This is a genomic window from Comamonas odontotermitis (genome assembly GCF_014207855.1).
GTDB classification, from domain to species: Bacteria; Pseudomonadota; Gammaproteobacteria; order Burkholderiales; family Burkholderiaceae_C; genus Comamonas; species Comamonas odontotermitis_A.
Genome location: NZ_JACHKZ010000011.1, coordinates 115,165 through 130,755, shown reverse-complemented (window position 1 = coordinate 130,755; position 15,591 = coordinate 115,165). Strand labels below are relative to the sequence as shown.

12 protein-coding genes and 1 other RNA gene are annotated in these 15,591 nt (G+C 59.1%); 9 read left to right on the top strand and 4 right to left on the bottom strand.

Annotation, left to right across the window (positions count from 1 at the left end):
* Positions 1-499: 499 nt before the first annotated feature.
* A complete protein-coding gene (locus HNP33_RS10950; protein ID WP_325064929.1) occupies positions 500-736 on the top strand; it encodes an excisionase in 237 nt (78 codons plus the stop codon).
* Positions 700-1,869, top strand: coding sequence for a site-specific integrase (locus tag HNP33_RS10945; RefSeq protein ID WP_184708274.1), 1,170 nt, complete (start codon positions 700-702; stop codon positions 1,867-1,869). Before HNP33_RS10950 ends, HNP33_RS10945 begins: the two co-directional genes overlap by 37 nt.
* A 115-nt stretch (positions 1,870-1,984) precedes the next feature.
* Here HNP33_RS10945 and ssrA read toward each other — a convergent pair.
* From ssrA to ompA, 4 genes are all read right to left on the bottom strand, one after another.
* Positions 1,985-2,362, bottom strand: a transfer-messenger RNA (tmRNA) gene (gene ssrA, locus HNP33_RS10940).
* Positions 2,363-2,374: 12 nt separating this feature from the next.
* The gene (locus tag HNP33_RS10935; protein WP_418903835.1) at positions 2,375-3,055 is read right to left on the bottom strand and encodes an HAD-IA family hydrolase; all 681 of its coding nucleotides are present in this window, start codon (positions 3,053-3,055) and stop codon (positions 2,375-2,377) included.
* Entirely contained in the window at positions 3,055-3,765 is a 711-nt protein-coding gene (gene ubiG / locus HNP33_RS10930; RefSeq protein WP_184708272.1) for a bifunctional 2-polyprenyl-6-hydroxyphenol methylase/3-demethylubiquinol 3-O-methyltransferase UbiG, read from the bottom strand. The genes HNP33_RS10935 and ubiG overlap by 1 nt, the downstream gene beginning before the upstream one ends.
* Positions 3,766-3,846: 81 nt before the next feature.
* Positions 3,847-4,503 (bottom strand): outer membrane protein OmpA, encoded by a 657-nt coding sequence (gene ompA / locus HNP33_RS10925; RefSeq protein WP_184708270.1) that lies wholly within the window; start codon positions 4,501-4,503, stop codon positions 3,847-3,849.
* Positions 4,504-4,730: 227 nt separating this feature from the next.
* Here ompA and gyrA point away from each other — a divergent pair, with 227 nt between their 5' ends.
* From gyrA to HNP33_RS10890, 7 genes are all read left to right on the top strand, one after another.
* Positions 4,731-7,442 carry a DNA gyrase subunit A gene (gyrA, locus tag HNP33_RS10920; protein WP_184708268.1) on the top strand — a complete coding sequence of 904 codons (2,712 nt, stop codon included), beginning with the start codon at positions 4,731-4,733 and terminating at the stop codon, positions 7,440-7,442.
* Between the two features lie 100 nt (positions 7,443-7,542).
* Positions 7,543-8,646 carry a 3-phosphoserine/phosphohydroxythreonine transaminase gene (serC, locus tag HNP33_RS10915; RefSeq protein ID WP_184708266.1) on the top strand — a complete coding sequence of 368 codons (1,104 nt, stop codon included), beginning with the start codon at positions 7,543-7,545 and terminating at the stop codon, positions 8,644-8,646.
* 94 nt (positions 8,647-8,740) lie between these two features.
* Entirely contained in the window at positions 8,741-9,841 is a 1,101-nt protein-coding gene (gene pheA, locus HNP33_RS10910; RefSeq protein ID WP_184708264.1) for a prephenate dehydratase, read from the top strand.
* A gap of 21 nt (positions 9,842-9,862) precedes the next feature.
* A complete protein-coding gene (locus tag HNP33_RS10905; RefSeq protein ID WP_184708309.1) occupies positions 9,863-10,756 on the top strand; it encodes a prephenate dehydrogenase in 894 nt (297 codons plus the stop codon).
* Positions 10,757-11,022: 266 nt separating this feature from the next.
* Positions 11,023-13,128 (top strand): bifunctional 3-phosphoshikimate 1-carboxyvinyltransferase/cytidylate kinase, encoded by a 2,106-nt coding sequence (locus tag HNP33_RS10900; RefSeq protein WP_184708262.1) that lies wholly within the window; start codon positions 11,023-11,025, stop codon positions 13,126-13,128.
* Between the two features lie 189 nt (positions 13,129-13,317).
* Positions 13,318-15,000, top strand: coding sequence for a 30S ribosomal protein S1 (gene rpsA, locus HNP33_RS10895; RefSeq protein ID WP_184708260.1), 1,683 nt, complete (start codon positions 13,318-13,320; stop codon positions 14,998-15,000).
* Between the two features lie 125 nt (positions 15,001-15,125).
* Positions 15,126-15,464: an integration host factor subunit beta gene (locus tag HNP33_RS10890; RefSeq protein ID WP_184708257.1), complete on the top strand. Its 339-nt coding sequence runs from the start codon at positions 15,126-15,128 to the stop codon at positions 15,462-15,464.
* Positions 15,465-15,591: the final 127 nt, after the last annotated feature.

Sequence of the window (15,591 nt, the reverse complement as noted above, 5' to 3'; positions counted from 1 at the left end):
TATTGGGCGGTGACTACACGGAAAACGGTCACTGGCCGTTTTTCATAGAAGAACTGGAGCAATACACATCCGCGCTCGCGGCACTGGAGGTGAGGGATGAACGGCGTTGAAGCAGCAATGCGTGGCGAGTGCGAATCCTGCGGAAGCAAAACGCATCATGGCCCATGGTCAGCTGAGCAGATCGCGGCAGTGATAGACGACCTAGGCTCAAGCCAGGATGAATTTGGTGATCTGTGTGACGAATGCCTAGTCCGAGAAATAGGTAAAGGTGACGTGGCATACACAGAGCATCTCCTTAGGCGACCGATGAATGTCCTGCCAAAGACGAATGGTCTGCTCTCACTAATCTGCGCCTATCAAAAGGGAGCCCCCAATGAAACCGACTAGGCGTCAAATCCGCCGCGCCAAGAAAAAGCGCGAGCAAGACAAATGGAACCAGCCCCGCTCTTGATGCGGGGTTATTTTTTGCCCGCTTCATGGGCTATCTATTGGAGGAATCGTGAAACATAAAGATACACCATCCAATGCAGCCGACCTGACAGTGAAGCCTGAATGGGTGCTGGCTGAAAAATTTGAGGAGCTGACAGGCGTTACTCCCATGGCAGTGCATTGCCGCCGCCGTGATGGCGTTTGGCTGGATGGCACTCACTGCGCAGTCATCGCCCGCCGTCTTTACGTGAACATCAAAGAGGCTGATCAATGGATAAAAAGCCAGCTACCCCGCCGGGCGTGCTGATTCGAGATTTGGTATCCGGGCAGCGCATCCAAATCTCGTTCATGTGGAATGCCCAGCAATGCAGGGAGCTGCTCCCGCCCTGCCCGATAAACAAGGCAAGCATTCATTATGCGAGCAACCTGAGGGCCGAAATCAAGCGCAAGGTGACTGATGGATCATTCATCTACGCTGAATATTTCCCAGAAAGCCCCAAGGCGAAGAAGCCAAGCAAGCAATCCGCCCTCATGGAAGAAATGCTTCAAAAACAGTTGGAGCTATACGAGAAACAGGTGGCAAACGGAAAAATGTCACCGGCCACCTTCCGTGGGTATGCCAAGAGCATCACGGGGGAGCGTATGAGGGAATGGCACGGCCACAAGCTGACAGATGTCACGCCCTCAGCACTGCGGGAATGGATCAGCGACATGGACTGCACAAGCAAGGCCATTCGCAATATGCTGATCCCCCTGCGCTCGGTCATGGAGGATGCACTGAATGACGGGCTGATTGAAAGCAATCCATTCGAACGGATTGCCCTGGTGAAGCTTATTCGCCAGACTAGCAAGGCCAGTGACTATGTGATCAGTCCTTTTACTCACACGGAACGCGAGGCAATTCTTGGCGCGTGCCGGCCAGACGAGCGACCTACTTTTCAGTTCTGGTTCAACACTGGGTTGAGACCTGGCGAGCTGCAGGCGCTGGACTGGAAACACATCGACTGGGACAAGGCGACTGCAAGGATTGTCCAAAACCAGGTCGCAGGAGTTATCAAAGCGCCCAAAACCGCCGCAGGGATTCGTGAGGTCGATCTGAATGCGGATGCAATGGAGGCACTGCGGATCCAGCGATCAATCAGCCAACTCAAAGGTGACCGGGTTTGGCTCAACCCATCCACGCTAGAGCCATGGGCCACTGATGCCCAGGTTCGCAAGAATGCGTGGCTGCCGATCATGAAGCGCTCCGGCATTCCATACCGCAACCCATACCAGATTCGTCACACCTACGCATCCACACTTCTGACCGCAGGAGCCAACCCGTGGTACGTTGCCCAGCAACTGGGGCATGAAGATGTGGAGATGGTCTTCCGCACTTACGGGAAGTTCATCCGAGAGGACTTCCAGAAGCCCAAGGCCAGCCTGAAAGCCGTGAAATGAGATCGGTGTGATTTCCGTGTGATTTCGGTGTGATTTTCTGGACAATTCCAGACAATCAAAAAGGCAAAAAACAACGCCACACAGAGGCATTTCTCTTGTGTGGCGTTGTGCTGTATGGTGGAGCTGGCGGGAATTGAACCCGCGTCCGTAAGCCTTCGTCGAGCAGATCTACATGTTTAGCGTTCTGGTTTAAATCTCACCTGCTATATCGCGCAGACGCACGCTATGTAGCAAGCCAGTACCCTATTTTCTTGTCATCTGCCAAGGCACCCGGCAGACAACCAGCTGATGAAAATTCCCTTGCAGCCTGGAGGTATTGCTACCCCCTTGCCCAGCCCATCAGCGTGCTGTTGCAAGGCTCACCGGATTTAAGCGGCGAGTGCGAAACGTTCGTCGTTTGCAGTTAGTTTTTTGAATGGAGATTCACGAGCGTCACTCAAGCTCGACATGCACCACACCGATCCCGAACCCACGTCGAAACCGGGACAGCCCCATGGCATCTATTTTAGGACAGTTTTAGCCGTTTCAAGAGCTCGCGCGGAGAATCAATGATGTCATCGGCCTGCCAATGGGCGACAGACTGTTTTTCACCGAGATAGCCATAAACAGCAGCGACGGTGTACATGCCTGCCGCCTTTCCTGCCACGATATCGCGTTCATCGTCGCCTACATACACGCAAGACTCTGGAGCCACGCCGATGCGCCGGGCAGCTTCGAACAAGGGCTCAGGGTGAGGTTTGGCGTGCGGCGTGGTATCACCGCTGATTACAGCACCAGCAGTGGCAAACAAGCTCATCTGTTGGGACAAGGGCTCCGTAAAGCGCTTGGATTTGTTGGTGACCACACCCCAATGCAATTGACGAGCCACAATATTTGTCAACATTTCCGAGACACCATCGAAAACTGTGGTGTCCTGCGTCATACGTCGCTCGTAGTTTTGGAAAAACTCTTCGCGCAGGATGGGGAATTGCTCATCTTCCGGTTGCAGGCCAAAAGCGACGCGTAGCATTCCCCTTGCACCTGACCCTGCAAAAGGGCGGTAATCGGCCATGGGGAGCGACGGCAGACCTCGCACCACCCGCATCTGGTCCGCCGCAGCCCCCAGATCAGGCGCGCTGTCGATCAATGTGCCGTCCAGATCAAAAAGAATAGCTCGGATAGGATTTTTCAGGCGAGCGAGCGTCATCAGGCAGGCTTTCGGGTAGCAATCATGTAATTGACGCTGGTATCGTCATTGAGCCAGTAGCGTTGCGTGAGCGGATTGAATTGCAGACCTTTGCTGCGCTCAATCACCAAGCCCGCATCGCGGCAGTAGCCAGCCAGTTCTGCTGGCCGAATGAACTTGGCATACTCGTGCGTGCCCTTGGGCAGCATCTGCAGCAGATACTCAGCCCCTACAATTGCCAGAGCAAACGCTTTGGCGTTGCGGTTGATGGTGGAGAAGAACACCCATCCTCCTGGCTTGACCAGATCATGGCAGGCTTTGACCACCGAGGCCGGATCGGGCACGTGCTCCAGCATTTCCATGCAGGTTACCGTGTCAAAGCTCTCTGGCTGCAACAGTGCCAGGGTTTCGACAGCGATTTCTTTGTAAGTAACATTGGGTGTTTGGGCCTCCAAAGCATGTAATTGCGCAACACGCAAAGCCTTGGTGGCCAAATCGATGCCGGTAACAGTTGCGCCTTTGCGCGCCATGGAATCGCTCAGGATGCCGCCACCACATCCCACATCCAGCACGGTTTGCCCTTGGAGGGGGCTGTAGGCATTGATCCAATCCAGGCGCAGTGGATTGATCTGGTGCAGGGGTTTGAATTCACTGTCAGGATCCCACCAGCGCATGGCTAGGTCGGAAAACTTGGCCAATTCGGCCGGATCGGCGTTCACTGTCTGGTTCATGACCCCATTGTCCACCATCTGCAAGTTGGCGAAGGCATAAAAAAAGCCCCATTGCTGGGGCTTTTTGCGAGCGGGCCAGAATTACTTCTGGGTGCCCACCACTTCGATTTCCACGCGACGGTTCTTGGCGCGGCCAGCGGCAGTCTTGTTGTCTGCCACAGGTTGCTTCTCGCCCTTACCTTCGGTGTACACGCGGCTCTTGTCGATGCCCTTGGACACCAGGTAAGCCTTCACAGCTTCAGCACGGCGCACGGACAGCTTCTGGTTGTAAGCATCGGTACCGATGGAGTCGGTGTGACCCACAGCGATGATGACTTCCAGGTTGATGTTCTTCACCTTGCCGGCCAGATCGTCCAGCTTAGCCTTGCCTTCTGGCTTCAGCACCGACTTGTCGAAGTCGAAGAACGCGTCAGCAGCGTAGGTAACCTTTTGGGTGGTTGCAACTGGAGCAGGGGTTGGTGCAGGAGCTGCGCCAGGAGCTGCAGTAGTAGCTGGAGCCGCAGGAGCTTCAGCTGCCTTCACCAGAGCGCCATCGCAACCTTCAGCTGCGGTAGCAGGCGTCCAGTTGGCATCACGCCAGCACAGTTCGTTGGTACCGTTCTTCCACACCAGCTCGCTGGTGCCGTTTTGCCAGTTATCAACAACTTTGCCGCCGTCAGCAGCCTTAATTTGTGCTCCAGCGGCGGTTGCAAGCGCTGCAGAGGCAAACAACATCGCCACTTTGTTCAGTTTCTTCATGGTTCTCCTCTTGGGGAAAAAGCCGCAGCCGCGCTGCGAATCAAGACGTCGTCAGTGACCATCACCAAAAACGTTCTTACTTATTGTGCCATAGGCGTACCGGATCGCCATAGTTATCTGTAGCACCAAGGGTAAGACAAAAGCGCATTGGACCTAGAATGTTGCCAGCATGCAACATCAGCTTGCGCCTAAAATGGCTGTTGTACTTCGCCACTCATGTCAGATCTATGACCCAGTTTGCTAAAGAAACTCTGCCCATCAGCCTCGAGGAGGAAATGCGCCGCAGCTACCTGGATTACGCAATGAGCGTGATCGTTGGCCGCGCACTCCCCGATGCACGCGATGGCCTGAAGCCAGTGCATCGCCGGGTTCTGTATGCGATGCACGAACTCAATAACGACTGGAACCGTCCTTATAAGAAGTCGGCGCGTATCGTTGGTGATGTGATCGGTAAATACCACCCACACGGCGACCAGTCGGTATACGACACCATTGTGCGCATGGCCCAGAATTTCTCCATGCGCCACATGCTGGTGGACGGCCAGGGCAACTTCGGCTCGGTCGATGGCGATGGCGCCGCCGCCATGCGATACACCGAAATCCGCCTCTCCAAGATCGCCCACGAAATGCTTGCCGATATCGACAAGGAGACGGTGGACTTCGGCCCCAACTACGATGGCAGCGAGAGCGAGCCGCTGGTATTGCCCAGCCGCCTGCCCAATTTGCTGGTCAATGGATCCGGCGGTATTGCGGTCGGCATGGCCACCAATATTCCGCCACACAATCTGAATGAAGTGGTGGATGCCTGCCTGCATTTGTTGCACCACTCTGATGCCACGGTGGACGATCTGATGGAGATCGTGCCTGCGCCAGATTTCCCGACTGCCGGCATCATTTACGGCATCAACGGCGTCAAGGAAGGCTACCGCACCGGCCGCGGCAAGGTGGTGATGCGCGCCAAGGTACATTTTGAAGACATCGACAGAGGCCAGCGCCAGTCCATCATCGTGGATGAGCTGCCCTACCAGGTCAACAAGAAGACCTTGCAGGAGCGCATGGCCGAGTTGGTGCACGAGAAGAAGATCGAGGGCATCAGCCACATCCAGGATGAGTCGGACAAGTCCGGCATGCGTCTGGTGATTGAGCTCAAGCGCGGCGAAGTGCCCGAGGTGGTGCTGAACAATCTGTACAAGCAGACCCAGCTGCAGGATACCTTTGGCATGAATATGGTGGCGCTGGTCAACGGCCAGCCCAAGCTGTGCAACCTCAAGGACCTGATCAAGGTGTTTCTGGAGCACCGCCGCGAGGTGGTCACCCGCCGCACCGTGTTCGAGCTGCGCAAGGCGCGTGATCGCGGCCATGTGCTCGAAGGCCTGGCCGTGGCACTGGCCAATATCGACGACTTCATCGCCATCATCCGCAACGCGCCTACGCCCCCTGTGGCCAAGGCCGAGTTGATGAACCGCAGCTGGGACAGCCAGCTGGTGCGCGAAATGCTCACCCGTACCCGCGCCGATGGAGGCGTCGTCAGCGCCGATGACTACCGCCCCGAAGGCCTGGAAGTCGAATTTGGCATGCAGCAAGATGGTCTCTACCGTCTGTCGGAAACCCAGGCCCAGGAAATCCTGCAGATGCGTCTGCAGCGCCTCACCGGCCTGGAGCAGGACAAGATCGTGGCGGAATACAAGGAGATCATGGCGGTCATCGAAGACCTGCTGGACATCCTTGCCAAGCCAGAGCGCGTCTCCACCATCATCGGCGAAGAGCTGGTGGCCCTGAAGACCGAATTTGGCCAGACCAAGCTGGGCGCCCGCCGCAGCCTGGTGGAATACAGCGCGCAGGATCTGTCCACCGAAGACCTGATCACCCCCACCGACATGGTGGTCACGCTCTCACACACCGGCTATATCAAGAGCCAGCCCCTGTCCGAATACCGCTCGCAAAAGCGTGGTGGCCGCGGCAAGCAGGCCACAGCGACCAAGGAAGACGACTGGATCGACCAGCTCTTCATCGCCAACACGCACGATTACCTGCTGTGCTTCTCCAACCGTGGGCGCCTGTACTGGCTCAAGGTCTGGGAAGTGCCTGCGGGTTCGCGCGGCTCCCGTGGCCGCCCTATCGTCAACATGTTCCCGCTGCAGGACGACGAGAAAATCAACGTGGTGCTGCCTCTCACCGGCGAATACCGCAGTTTTCCTGCCGACCACTACGTGTTCATGGCCACCAAGATGGGTACAGTCAAGAAGACCTCGCTGGATGAGTTCAGCAACCCACGCAAGGCCGGCATCATCGCCGTGGGCCTGGACGAAGGCGACTACCTGATCGGCGCGGCGCTCACCGACGGCAAGCACGATGTGATGCTGTTCAGCGATGGCGGCAAGGCCGTGCGCTTTGATGAGAACGATGTTCGCCCCATGGGCCGCAATGCCCGCGGTGTGCGCGGCATGAACATCGAAGACCACCAGAGTGTGATCGCCATGCTGGTGGCCGACGCCGAATCGGCCGACGCCATGCTGTCCGGCGACACGGAAGCCGCCGCATCCTCCAGCGCCCAAAGTGTGCTGACCGCCACGGAAAACGGCTATGGCAAGCGCACCCACATCAGCGAATACACGCGCCACGGCCGTGGCACCAAGGGCATGATTGCAATTCAGCAGTCCGAGCGTAACGGCAAGGTGGTGGCCGCCACCCTGGTGAGCCCGGATGACCAGATCATGCTGATAACCGACACTGGTGTACTGGTGCGCACCCGCGTGGCCGAGATTCGTGAGATGGGCCGCGCCACCCAGGGCGTCACCCTGATCAGCCTGGATGAAGGCGCCAAGCTCAGCGGCCTGCAGCGAATCGTAGAAAACGATGCGCAGGCCGATGAAAATGCGGAAGGCGCCGACAGCGAGGGCAGTGAAGGAAACGCAGACGACACGCCTGCAACCGAATAAGCCCTGAACAAGCCATGTTGCGACATGGCTTTTTCTTCGATTGGTTTGCTCCTTTTTATATAGCTACTACCGCCCATGGTTGGGCGCAAGAGGCCTTTTAATGCAACGCCCCTATAACTTCTCGGCCGGACCGGCCGCCATTCCCGAGGAAGTGCTGCAAATGGCAGCCGCCGAAATGCTGAACTGGCATGGTTCGGGCATGAGCGTGATGGAAATGAGCCACCGAGGCAAGGAATTCATCTCCATCGCCGAAAAGGCCGAAGCCGACTTCCGCAAGCTGCTCGCCGTGCCCGATCACTTCCACATCCTGTTCATGCAAGGCGGCGGTTTGGCGGAAAACGCCATCGTGCCGCTAAACCTGTCGCGGGGCGGCGCGGTCGATTTTGTGGTCACCGGCAGCTGGAGCCAGAAATCCGTCAAGGAAGCGGGCAAGTTCTGCGATGCGCAGACGGTGGCGAGCGACGAGGCGCAGGGCTTTACCCACATCCCCGCAGCGGCAGGCTGGAAGCTGCGCGACAGCGCGCAGTATGTGCATATCTGCAGCAACGAAACCATCAACGGAGTCGAATTCCAGGAGTTGCCCGATCTGGCAACACTGGGCAGCAAGGCGCCCCTGGTGATCGATTTCTCGTCGCACGTCGCGTCGCGCCCCGTGGAGTGGAGCCGGGTTGGCCTTGCCTTTGGCGGCGCGCAAAAGAACCTGGGGCCTGCGGGCCTCACCCTGGTAGTGGTGCGTGACGACCTGCTGGACCACGCCATGGCAGCATGCCCCAGCGCCTTCAACTATCGCCTGGTGGCCGATAACCAGTCGATGTACAACACCCCGCCCACCTGGGGCATCTACATGGCAGGTTTGACGTTTGACTGGATCCTGCGCCAACGGGAAGGCGCGCTGACCGGCGTAGCCGCGCTGGAGGCGCGCAACCAGGCCAAAGCCGAGTTGCTGTACCGCGCGATCGACGGCTCGCAACTGTACGAAAACCGCGTGGCGCACGACTGCCGCTCGCGCATGAATGTGCCGTTCTTCCTGAAGGACGAATCGCGCAACCAGGCCTTCCTCGATGGCGCCAAGGAGCGCGGCTTGCTGCAACTCAAGGGCCATAAATCGGTAGGTGGCATGCGCGCCAGCATCTACAACGCCATGCCGCTGGCTGGCGTGCAAACACTGGTTGACTACATGCAAACTTTCGAGAAACAGGCCTGATTTACAAGCCCCAGGCTTTTACCCGGAGACATTCCTGAGCTATTCTTGCAGGCTGGCGCACGCGCTCTGCGTGGCCTGACCTGTACCAGTACCCATGAGCAACCAACCCCAAGCGTCCCCCGAACTCGCCGCACTGCGTGTACAGATCGACAATCTGGACACCCAGCTCCTGACCTTGCTGAACCAGCGCGCCCTGGTGGCCGAACGCGTTGGCGAGCTCAAAAAGCGCGAAGGCACGCCGTTCTTCCGTCCCGATAGGGTCGCCCAGGTCATCCAGAAGATCGAAAACGCCAACCCCGGCCCACTGAAGAATGCGCATGTCTCGGCCATCTGGCGCGAAATCATGTCGGCCTGCCTGGCACTGGAATCCCCCCAGCGCGTGGCTGTGCTCGGCCCCGCCGGTACTTTCTGCGAAGAAGCAGCCATCCAGTACTTTGGAGGCGCTGCCGATATCAAGTACTGCAACAGTTTTGAAGAAGTCTTCCATTCCACCGCCGCCGGCAGCTCGCAATTTGGCGTCGTGGGTGTGGAAAACTCCAATGAAGGCGTGGTGACGCGTTCGCTGGACATGCTCCTGCACACGCCCTGCCATGTGGTGGGCGAAGTGAGCATGCTGATCCGCCACAACCTGATGCGCACCAGCAACTCGCTTGAAGGCATCGAAGTGGTTGCCGCCCACCCGCAGGCGCTGGCACAGTGCCAGGGCTGGCTGTCCAAGCACCTGCCCAACGCCGAGCGCCGACCGGTAGAGAGCAATGCCGAAGGTGCGCGCCTGGCAGCGCTCAACCCCAACTGGGCTGGCATTGCTGGCGAGCGCGCCGCGCAGCAGTTTGGCCTGCATATCGTCAGTCACGCGATTCAAGACGACGCCTACAACCGCACGCGCTTTGCCATCATCTGCCTGCCACACACACTGGCCATGCCGCAGCCGTCGAGCAAGGACTGCACGAGCCTGATTGTCTCCGTGCCCAATCGCCCTGGTGCAGTGCACGATCTGCTGGTGCCGCTGTCCAAGCATGGCGTGTCGATGACGCGCTTCGAATCACGCCCTGCCCGCACCGGCCAATGGGAATACTACTTCTACATTGATCTCGACGGCCATCCCGCCCAGCCCAATGTTGCCAAGGCTCTGGAAGAATTGCGCGAGCTATGCGCCTTCTTCAAGATGCTGGGCGCCTACCCTGTAGGAGCCTGATTGGTGAAAAAGTTTGAACACATGGCGCTGATCGGCTGCGGGCTGATGGGCGGCTCGTTCGCGCTGGCCGTCAAGAGAGCGGGGCTCGTCAAACGCATCGTGGGCTACAGCAAGTCGCCCTCCACCACCAGCCGCGCGCGCCAGATGGGTGCCATCGACGAAGAAGCCAGCTCGGCCTTGATCGCGGTATCTGGCGCCGATTTGGTGATCTTGGCGATTCCGGTCGCATCGACCGAACCCACCTTGCGCACCATCAAGCATCTGATCCAGCCCAGCACCCTGGTCATGGATGTGGGATCGACCAAGGTCGATGTGGTGAACGCCGCGCGCGGCGCACTCAAGGACCGTTTTGGCTGCTTTGTGCCCGCACACCCCATCACCGGTAAAGAGGTATCGGGCGTTGATCATGCAGACGTCAACCTCTACAACGATGCCCAGGTGGTGCTCACGCCGACCGAGCTGACCAAGGTGGCCCAGTTGCGCCAGGCCGAAGCCCTGTGGAAGGGACTGGGCACGCATGTCACCAGCATGTCTCCGGAAATGCACGATGCTGCCCTGGCTGCCAGCAGCCACGCGCCGCACCTGATCGCCATGGCCTATATGAACGCGATCCTTGCGCAGGAAGACGGCCACCGCATCCTGTCGCTGGCAGGCCCCGGTTTTCGCGATTTCACCCGCATTGCCGCTGGCGAGCCCAATATGTGGCGCGATATCTTCAGCGCCAACCGCACCGAGATCCTCCAGCAGATCCACTACCTGCAGCACATGCTGGGGCGCTATGAAGCGGCCCTGATGACTGACAACCAGGCCGCAGTCGAAAGCCTGATCCGCAGCGCCTCGGACACCCGGGCGCAATGGAAGCCGGGCAAACTGTACACGCCAGAATCGCTGTCCAAAACCAAGCCCACGACCTGAGGCCTCGGCACCTTGTCGGCGGCAATCACCGCAGGCGGTCAGCCGGTGCCAGTCGATAATAGGCGGGGTGTTGCCAACCCGTCGCAAGGCCTTGGTTGGCAAGGCTTGGAAAGGGTTGGAAAGGCAAGAAAATCTGGAGTCGATTTTTGAATTTTTCAGACGGACGTTGCCTGGGCTTGTTGCACCAATCATTCTCAATAGTTCAATAGAATTGGCCGCCAGCGACCGCCACCTGTGCGCATTAACTCCTAAAAGCAGAGCAAACCATGTTCACCACCGCTTTTCTTGACATTCCCGCACTGCAAAGCGCCAATGGTGAAGTGCAGTTGCCCGGCTCCAAAAGCATCTCCAACCGCGTGTTGCTGCTCGCCGCGCTAAGCCAGGGCACCACCACCATCCATGACCTTCTCGACTCCGACGACACCCAGGTCATGCTCAAAGCTCTGGAGCAACTGGGTTGCGCCGTAGTGCGCAGCACCGATCCGGCACACCTCAACAGCTACCACGTCACCGGCCTTGGCGGTCATCTGGCACCCGCGACGGCGGCGCGCACTCTGCAACTGTTCCTGGGCAACGCTGGCACCGCCATGCGCCCGCTGACGGCTGCACTGGCACTCTTGGGCGGCAATTTCGAGATGAGCGGCGTCGCCCGCATGCACGAACGCCCGATTGGTGACCTGGTCGACGCGCTGCGCCAGCTCGGCTGCAGGATCGACTACCTCGGCAACGAAGGCTACCCACCGCTGCGCATTCATCCGGTAACAACGGCCCAGCTGCACCTGCAGACACCCATCCCCGTGCGCGGCGATGTGTCCAGCCAGTTCCTGACAGCCCTGCTGATGGCGCTCCCGCTGGTGGGGCGCCAGCAGGATGTGACCATCGAAGTCATGGGCGAGCTGATCTCCAAGCCCTACATCCACATCACGCTGGAGCTGCTCCAGCGCTTCGGCATCGCTGTCAAAAATGATAGCTGGCAGCGCTTTACCATCCCTGCGGGCAGCCATTATCAGTCGCCACGCGAGATCCATGTGGAGGCCGATGCCTCGTCGGCCAGCTACTTCATCGCGCTGGGCGCCATCGCCGCGGGCAAGAGCAGCAAGCCCGGCCCCAACAACTCCACCATCCATATCGACCGTAGCGTCAAAGTGCTGGGCGTAGGCGCCCAATCCATCCAGGGCGATATCCGCTTTGTCGATGCTGCGCGGGCCATGGGCGCAGCCATCACCAGCGGCCCCAACTGGCTGGAAATCCGCCGGGGCAACTGGCCGCTGCAAGCCATCGACATGGACTGCAACCACATTCCCGATGCCGCCATGACACTGGCAGCCATGGCGCTGTACGCCAACGGCACCACCACCTTGCGCAATATTGCCAGCTGGCGCGTGAAGGAAACCGACCGCCTGGCCGCCATGGCCACCGAGCTGCGCAAGCTCGGCGCCACCGTGGAAGAAGGCGCTGACTACATCAGTATCACACCGCCTGCGGATCGTGAAGCGTGGAGGCCCGCCAGCATCCACACCTATGACGACCACCGCGTTGCCATGTGCTTCTCGCTCGCAGCCTTCAACCCCGCAGGCGTGCCGGTGCGCATTGAAGACCCCAAGTGCGTAGCCAAGACCTTTCCTGGCTATTTTGAAGCACTGTTCTCTGCCGTACGCCCCGTACCCGGCAGCGTGCCCGTGATCTGTGTGGACGGGCCCACGGCCTCCGGCAAAGGCACCGTGGCGTCTGCCGTGGCTGCTGCGCTAGGCTACCACCTGCTCGATTCGGGTGCGCTCTACCGCATCACCGGCCTTGCTGCCACGCGCGCGGGCATTCCTATCGATGCCGATCACGCGGGCCAGATCGCAGCCCTGATTGCCCAGTTGGACATCACCTTCACACCCGACCAGCGCGTGCTGCTCGACGGCGAGGACATCAGCCTTGCCATCCGCTCCGAAGAGGCGGGAATGAACGCCTCGCTCGGCTCGGCCCTGCCCGCCGTGCGCCAGGCACTGGTGCAGATGCAACATGATTTTCGCCAGCTGCCCGGCCTCGTGGCAGACGGCCGCGACATGGGAACCGTGATTTTCCCCCTCGCCCCGCTCAAGATCTATCTGACGGCAAGCGCCGCCCAGCGCGCGCAGCGCCGTCATAAACAGTTGATAGAAAAAGGAATACCGGCTACAATAGCCGACCTTCGTGCTGACCTTGAGGCGCGCGATGCGCGCGACATGAACCGCGCCACCGCTCCGCTGCAAGCTGCGCAAGATGCTCTCCTGCTCGACAACTCCGACATCACGGTTGAAGAAGCCGTGGCCCAGGTGCTGGCGTGGTGGGAAAAGCGCCAACCGTTTGCCGCAGTGGCGGCCCACTCCCAGGCCAGCGCCTGAACAGTGTGGCTTTTGCCCTGATGTAGACGGTTTGCAAGGCCCCGGCCGCCTTCCACTGGTGCGTTCCATACCACCATGGGTTGCCGGGTTGTTTAACTTTAACCCGCGGAACCTCCGCAACCTGCATAGCCAGCCTTAAAAACGATAGCAATAGTGCTAACGGAAACCTGACTATGTCTAAGGAAACACATGTCTGAATCTTTTGCCGCCCTTTTTGAAGAGTCGTTGACACGCACCGAAATGCGTCCTGGCGAAGTCATCACCGCTGAAGTCGTGCGCGTTGAGCACAACTTCGTCGTGGTGAACGCCGGCTTGAAGTCGGAAGCCTATGTGCCTATCGACGAATTCAAGAACGACCAGGGCGAAATCGAAGTCCAAGTGGGTGACTTCGTGTCCGTGGCCATCGGCTCCATCGAAAACGGCTACGGCGACACCATCCTGTCGCGCGATACCGCCAAGCGTCTGGCCTCGTGGCTGTCGCTGGAAAAGGCCCTGGAATCGGGCGAATTCGTGACCGGCACCACCTCCGGCAAGGTCAAGGGCGGTCTGACCGTTCTGGTCAACGGCATCCGCGCATTCCTGCCCGGTTCGCTGATCGACACCCGTCCTATCAAGGACCTGACCCCTTACGAAAACAAGACCCTGGAATTCAAGGTCATCAAGCTCGACCGCAAGCGCAACAACGTGGTGCTGAGCCGCCGCGCCGTGGTGGAAGCCTCGATGGGCGAAGAGCGCGCCAAGTTGATGGAAACCTTGAAGGAAGGCTCCATCGTTCAGGGCGTGGTCAAGAACATCACCGAATACGGTGCGTTCGTGGATCTGGGCGGCATCGACGGCCTGCTGCACATCACCGACATGGCATGGCGCCGCGTGCGTCACCCATCCGAAGTGGTGACTGCTGGCCAGGAAATCACCGCCAAGATCCTGAAGTTCGACACCGAGAAGAACCGCGTGTCCCTGGGTCTGAAGCAAATGGGCGACGATCCATGGCTGGGCGTGTCGCGCCGCTACCCATCGGGCACCCGTCTGTTCGGCAAGGTCACCAACATTGCCGACTACGGCGCGTTCGTGGAACTGGAACCAGGCATCGAAGGTTTGGTGCACGTTTCCGAAATGGACTGGACCAACAAGAACGTTGCTCCTTCCAAGCTCGTGTCTCTGGGCGACGAAGTCGAAGTCATGGTTCTGGAAATCGACGAAGACAAGCGTCGCATCTCCCTGGGCATGAAGCAATGCAAGGCCAACCCATGGCAAGAATTTGCTCAGAACACCAAGCGCGGTGACCGCGTGAAGGGCCCGATCAAGTCGATCACCGACTTCGGCGTGTTCGTGGGCCTGGCCTCGGGCATCGACGGCCTGGTGCACCTGTCTGACCTGTCGTGGAACGAAGCTGGCGAAGCCGCCGTTCGTAACTACAAGAAGGGCCAGGAAGTGGAAGCCATCGTGCTGGCCGTGGATGTGGACCGTGAGCGTATCTCGCTGGGCATCAAGCAGCTCGACAGCGACGCCTTCACCACGTTCGCTACCGTGAACGACAAGGGCCAGATCGTGACCGGCAAGGTCAAGTCTGTGGACGCCAAGGGCGCTGAAATCGACCTGGGCGACGACATCGTCGGCTACCTGCGTGCTTCGGAAATCTCCCAAGACCGCGTGGAAGACGCTCGCTCGGTGCTCAAGGAAGGCGACGACGTGACCGCCGTGGTGACCAATGTGGATCGCAAGAGCCGCAGCATCTCCCTGTCGATCAAGCAGAAGGACCACGCTGAGCAGCAAGAAGCCATGGCTTCGCTGTCGCAGCAATCGTCCAAGGAAAATGCTGGTACCACCAGCCTGGGCGCTCTGCTGCGCGCCAAGCTGGACGCCGACAAGTAATTGACGGCCCCTGCTGCCGACATACCTTGCACAGCTTGGTATAGTCGGTAGCCAGCATTCAAGGTGGGCGCCCAGTGCGCCCATCTACGTTTTGCCTATATAGATTACTGAAGATTCCCATTCGTATGACCCGATCCGATCTGATTGAAGAGCTTGCCGAACGTTTTCACCAGCTGACCCAGCGGGATGCAGAGCAGGCTGTCAAAACGATTCTCGAGGCCGTCGAAGATTCCCTCGTGCGCGGCCAGCGCATCGAGATCCGTGGTTTTGGCAGTTTCACCATCACCCACCGCCAGCCACGCCTGGGCCGCAACCCCCGCAGCGGCGAAGCCGTGCAGGTGCCTGCCAAGCGCGTCACGCATTTCAAGCCAGGCAAGGCCTTGCGCGAGGCCGTGGACGACCCTGCCAACATCCTGGCATCGGCCGCCAACCCGCAGGCGCAATTGCAGAACAACGACGAATAAGACTGCCTCCTGTGGCGAATCACAGGCTTGAATCGGCCCATTGATCACAATCAACAACGCTCCTCATGGAGCGTTTTTTATTGGCAGGCCTGCTTCGGAACAACGTCCCCCAAGGCACCCAACGGGA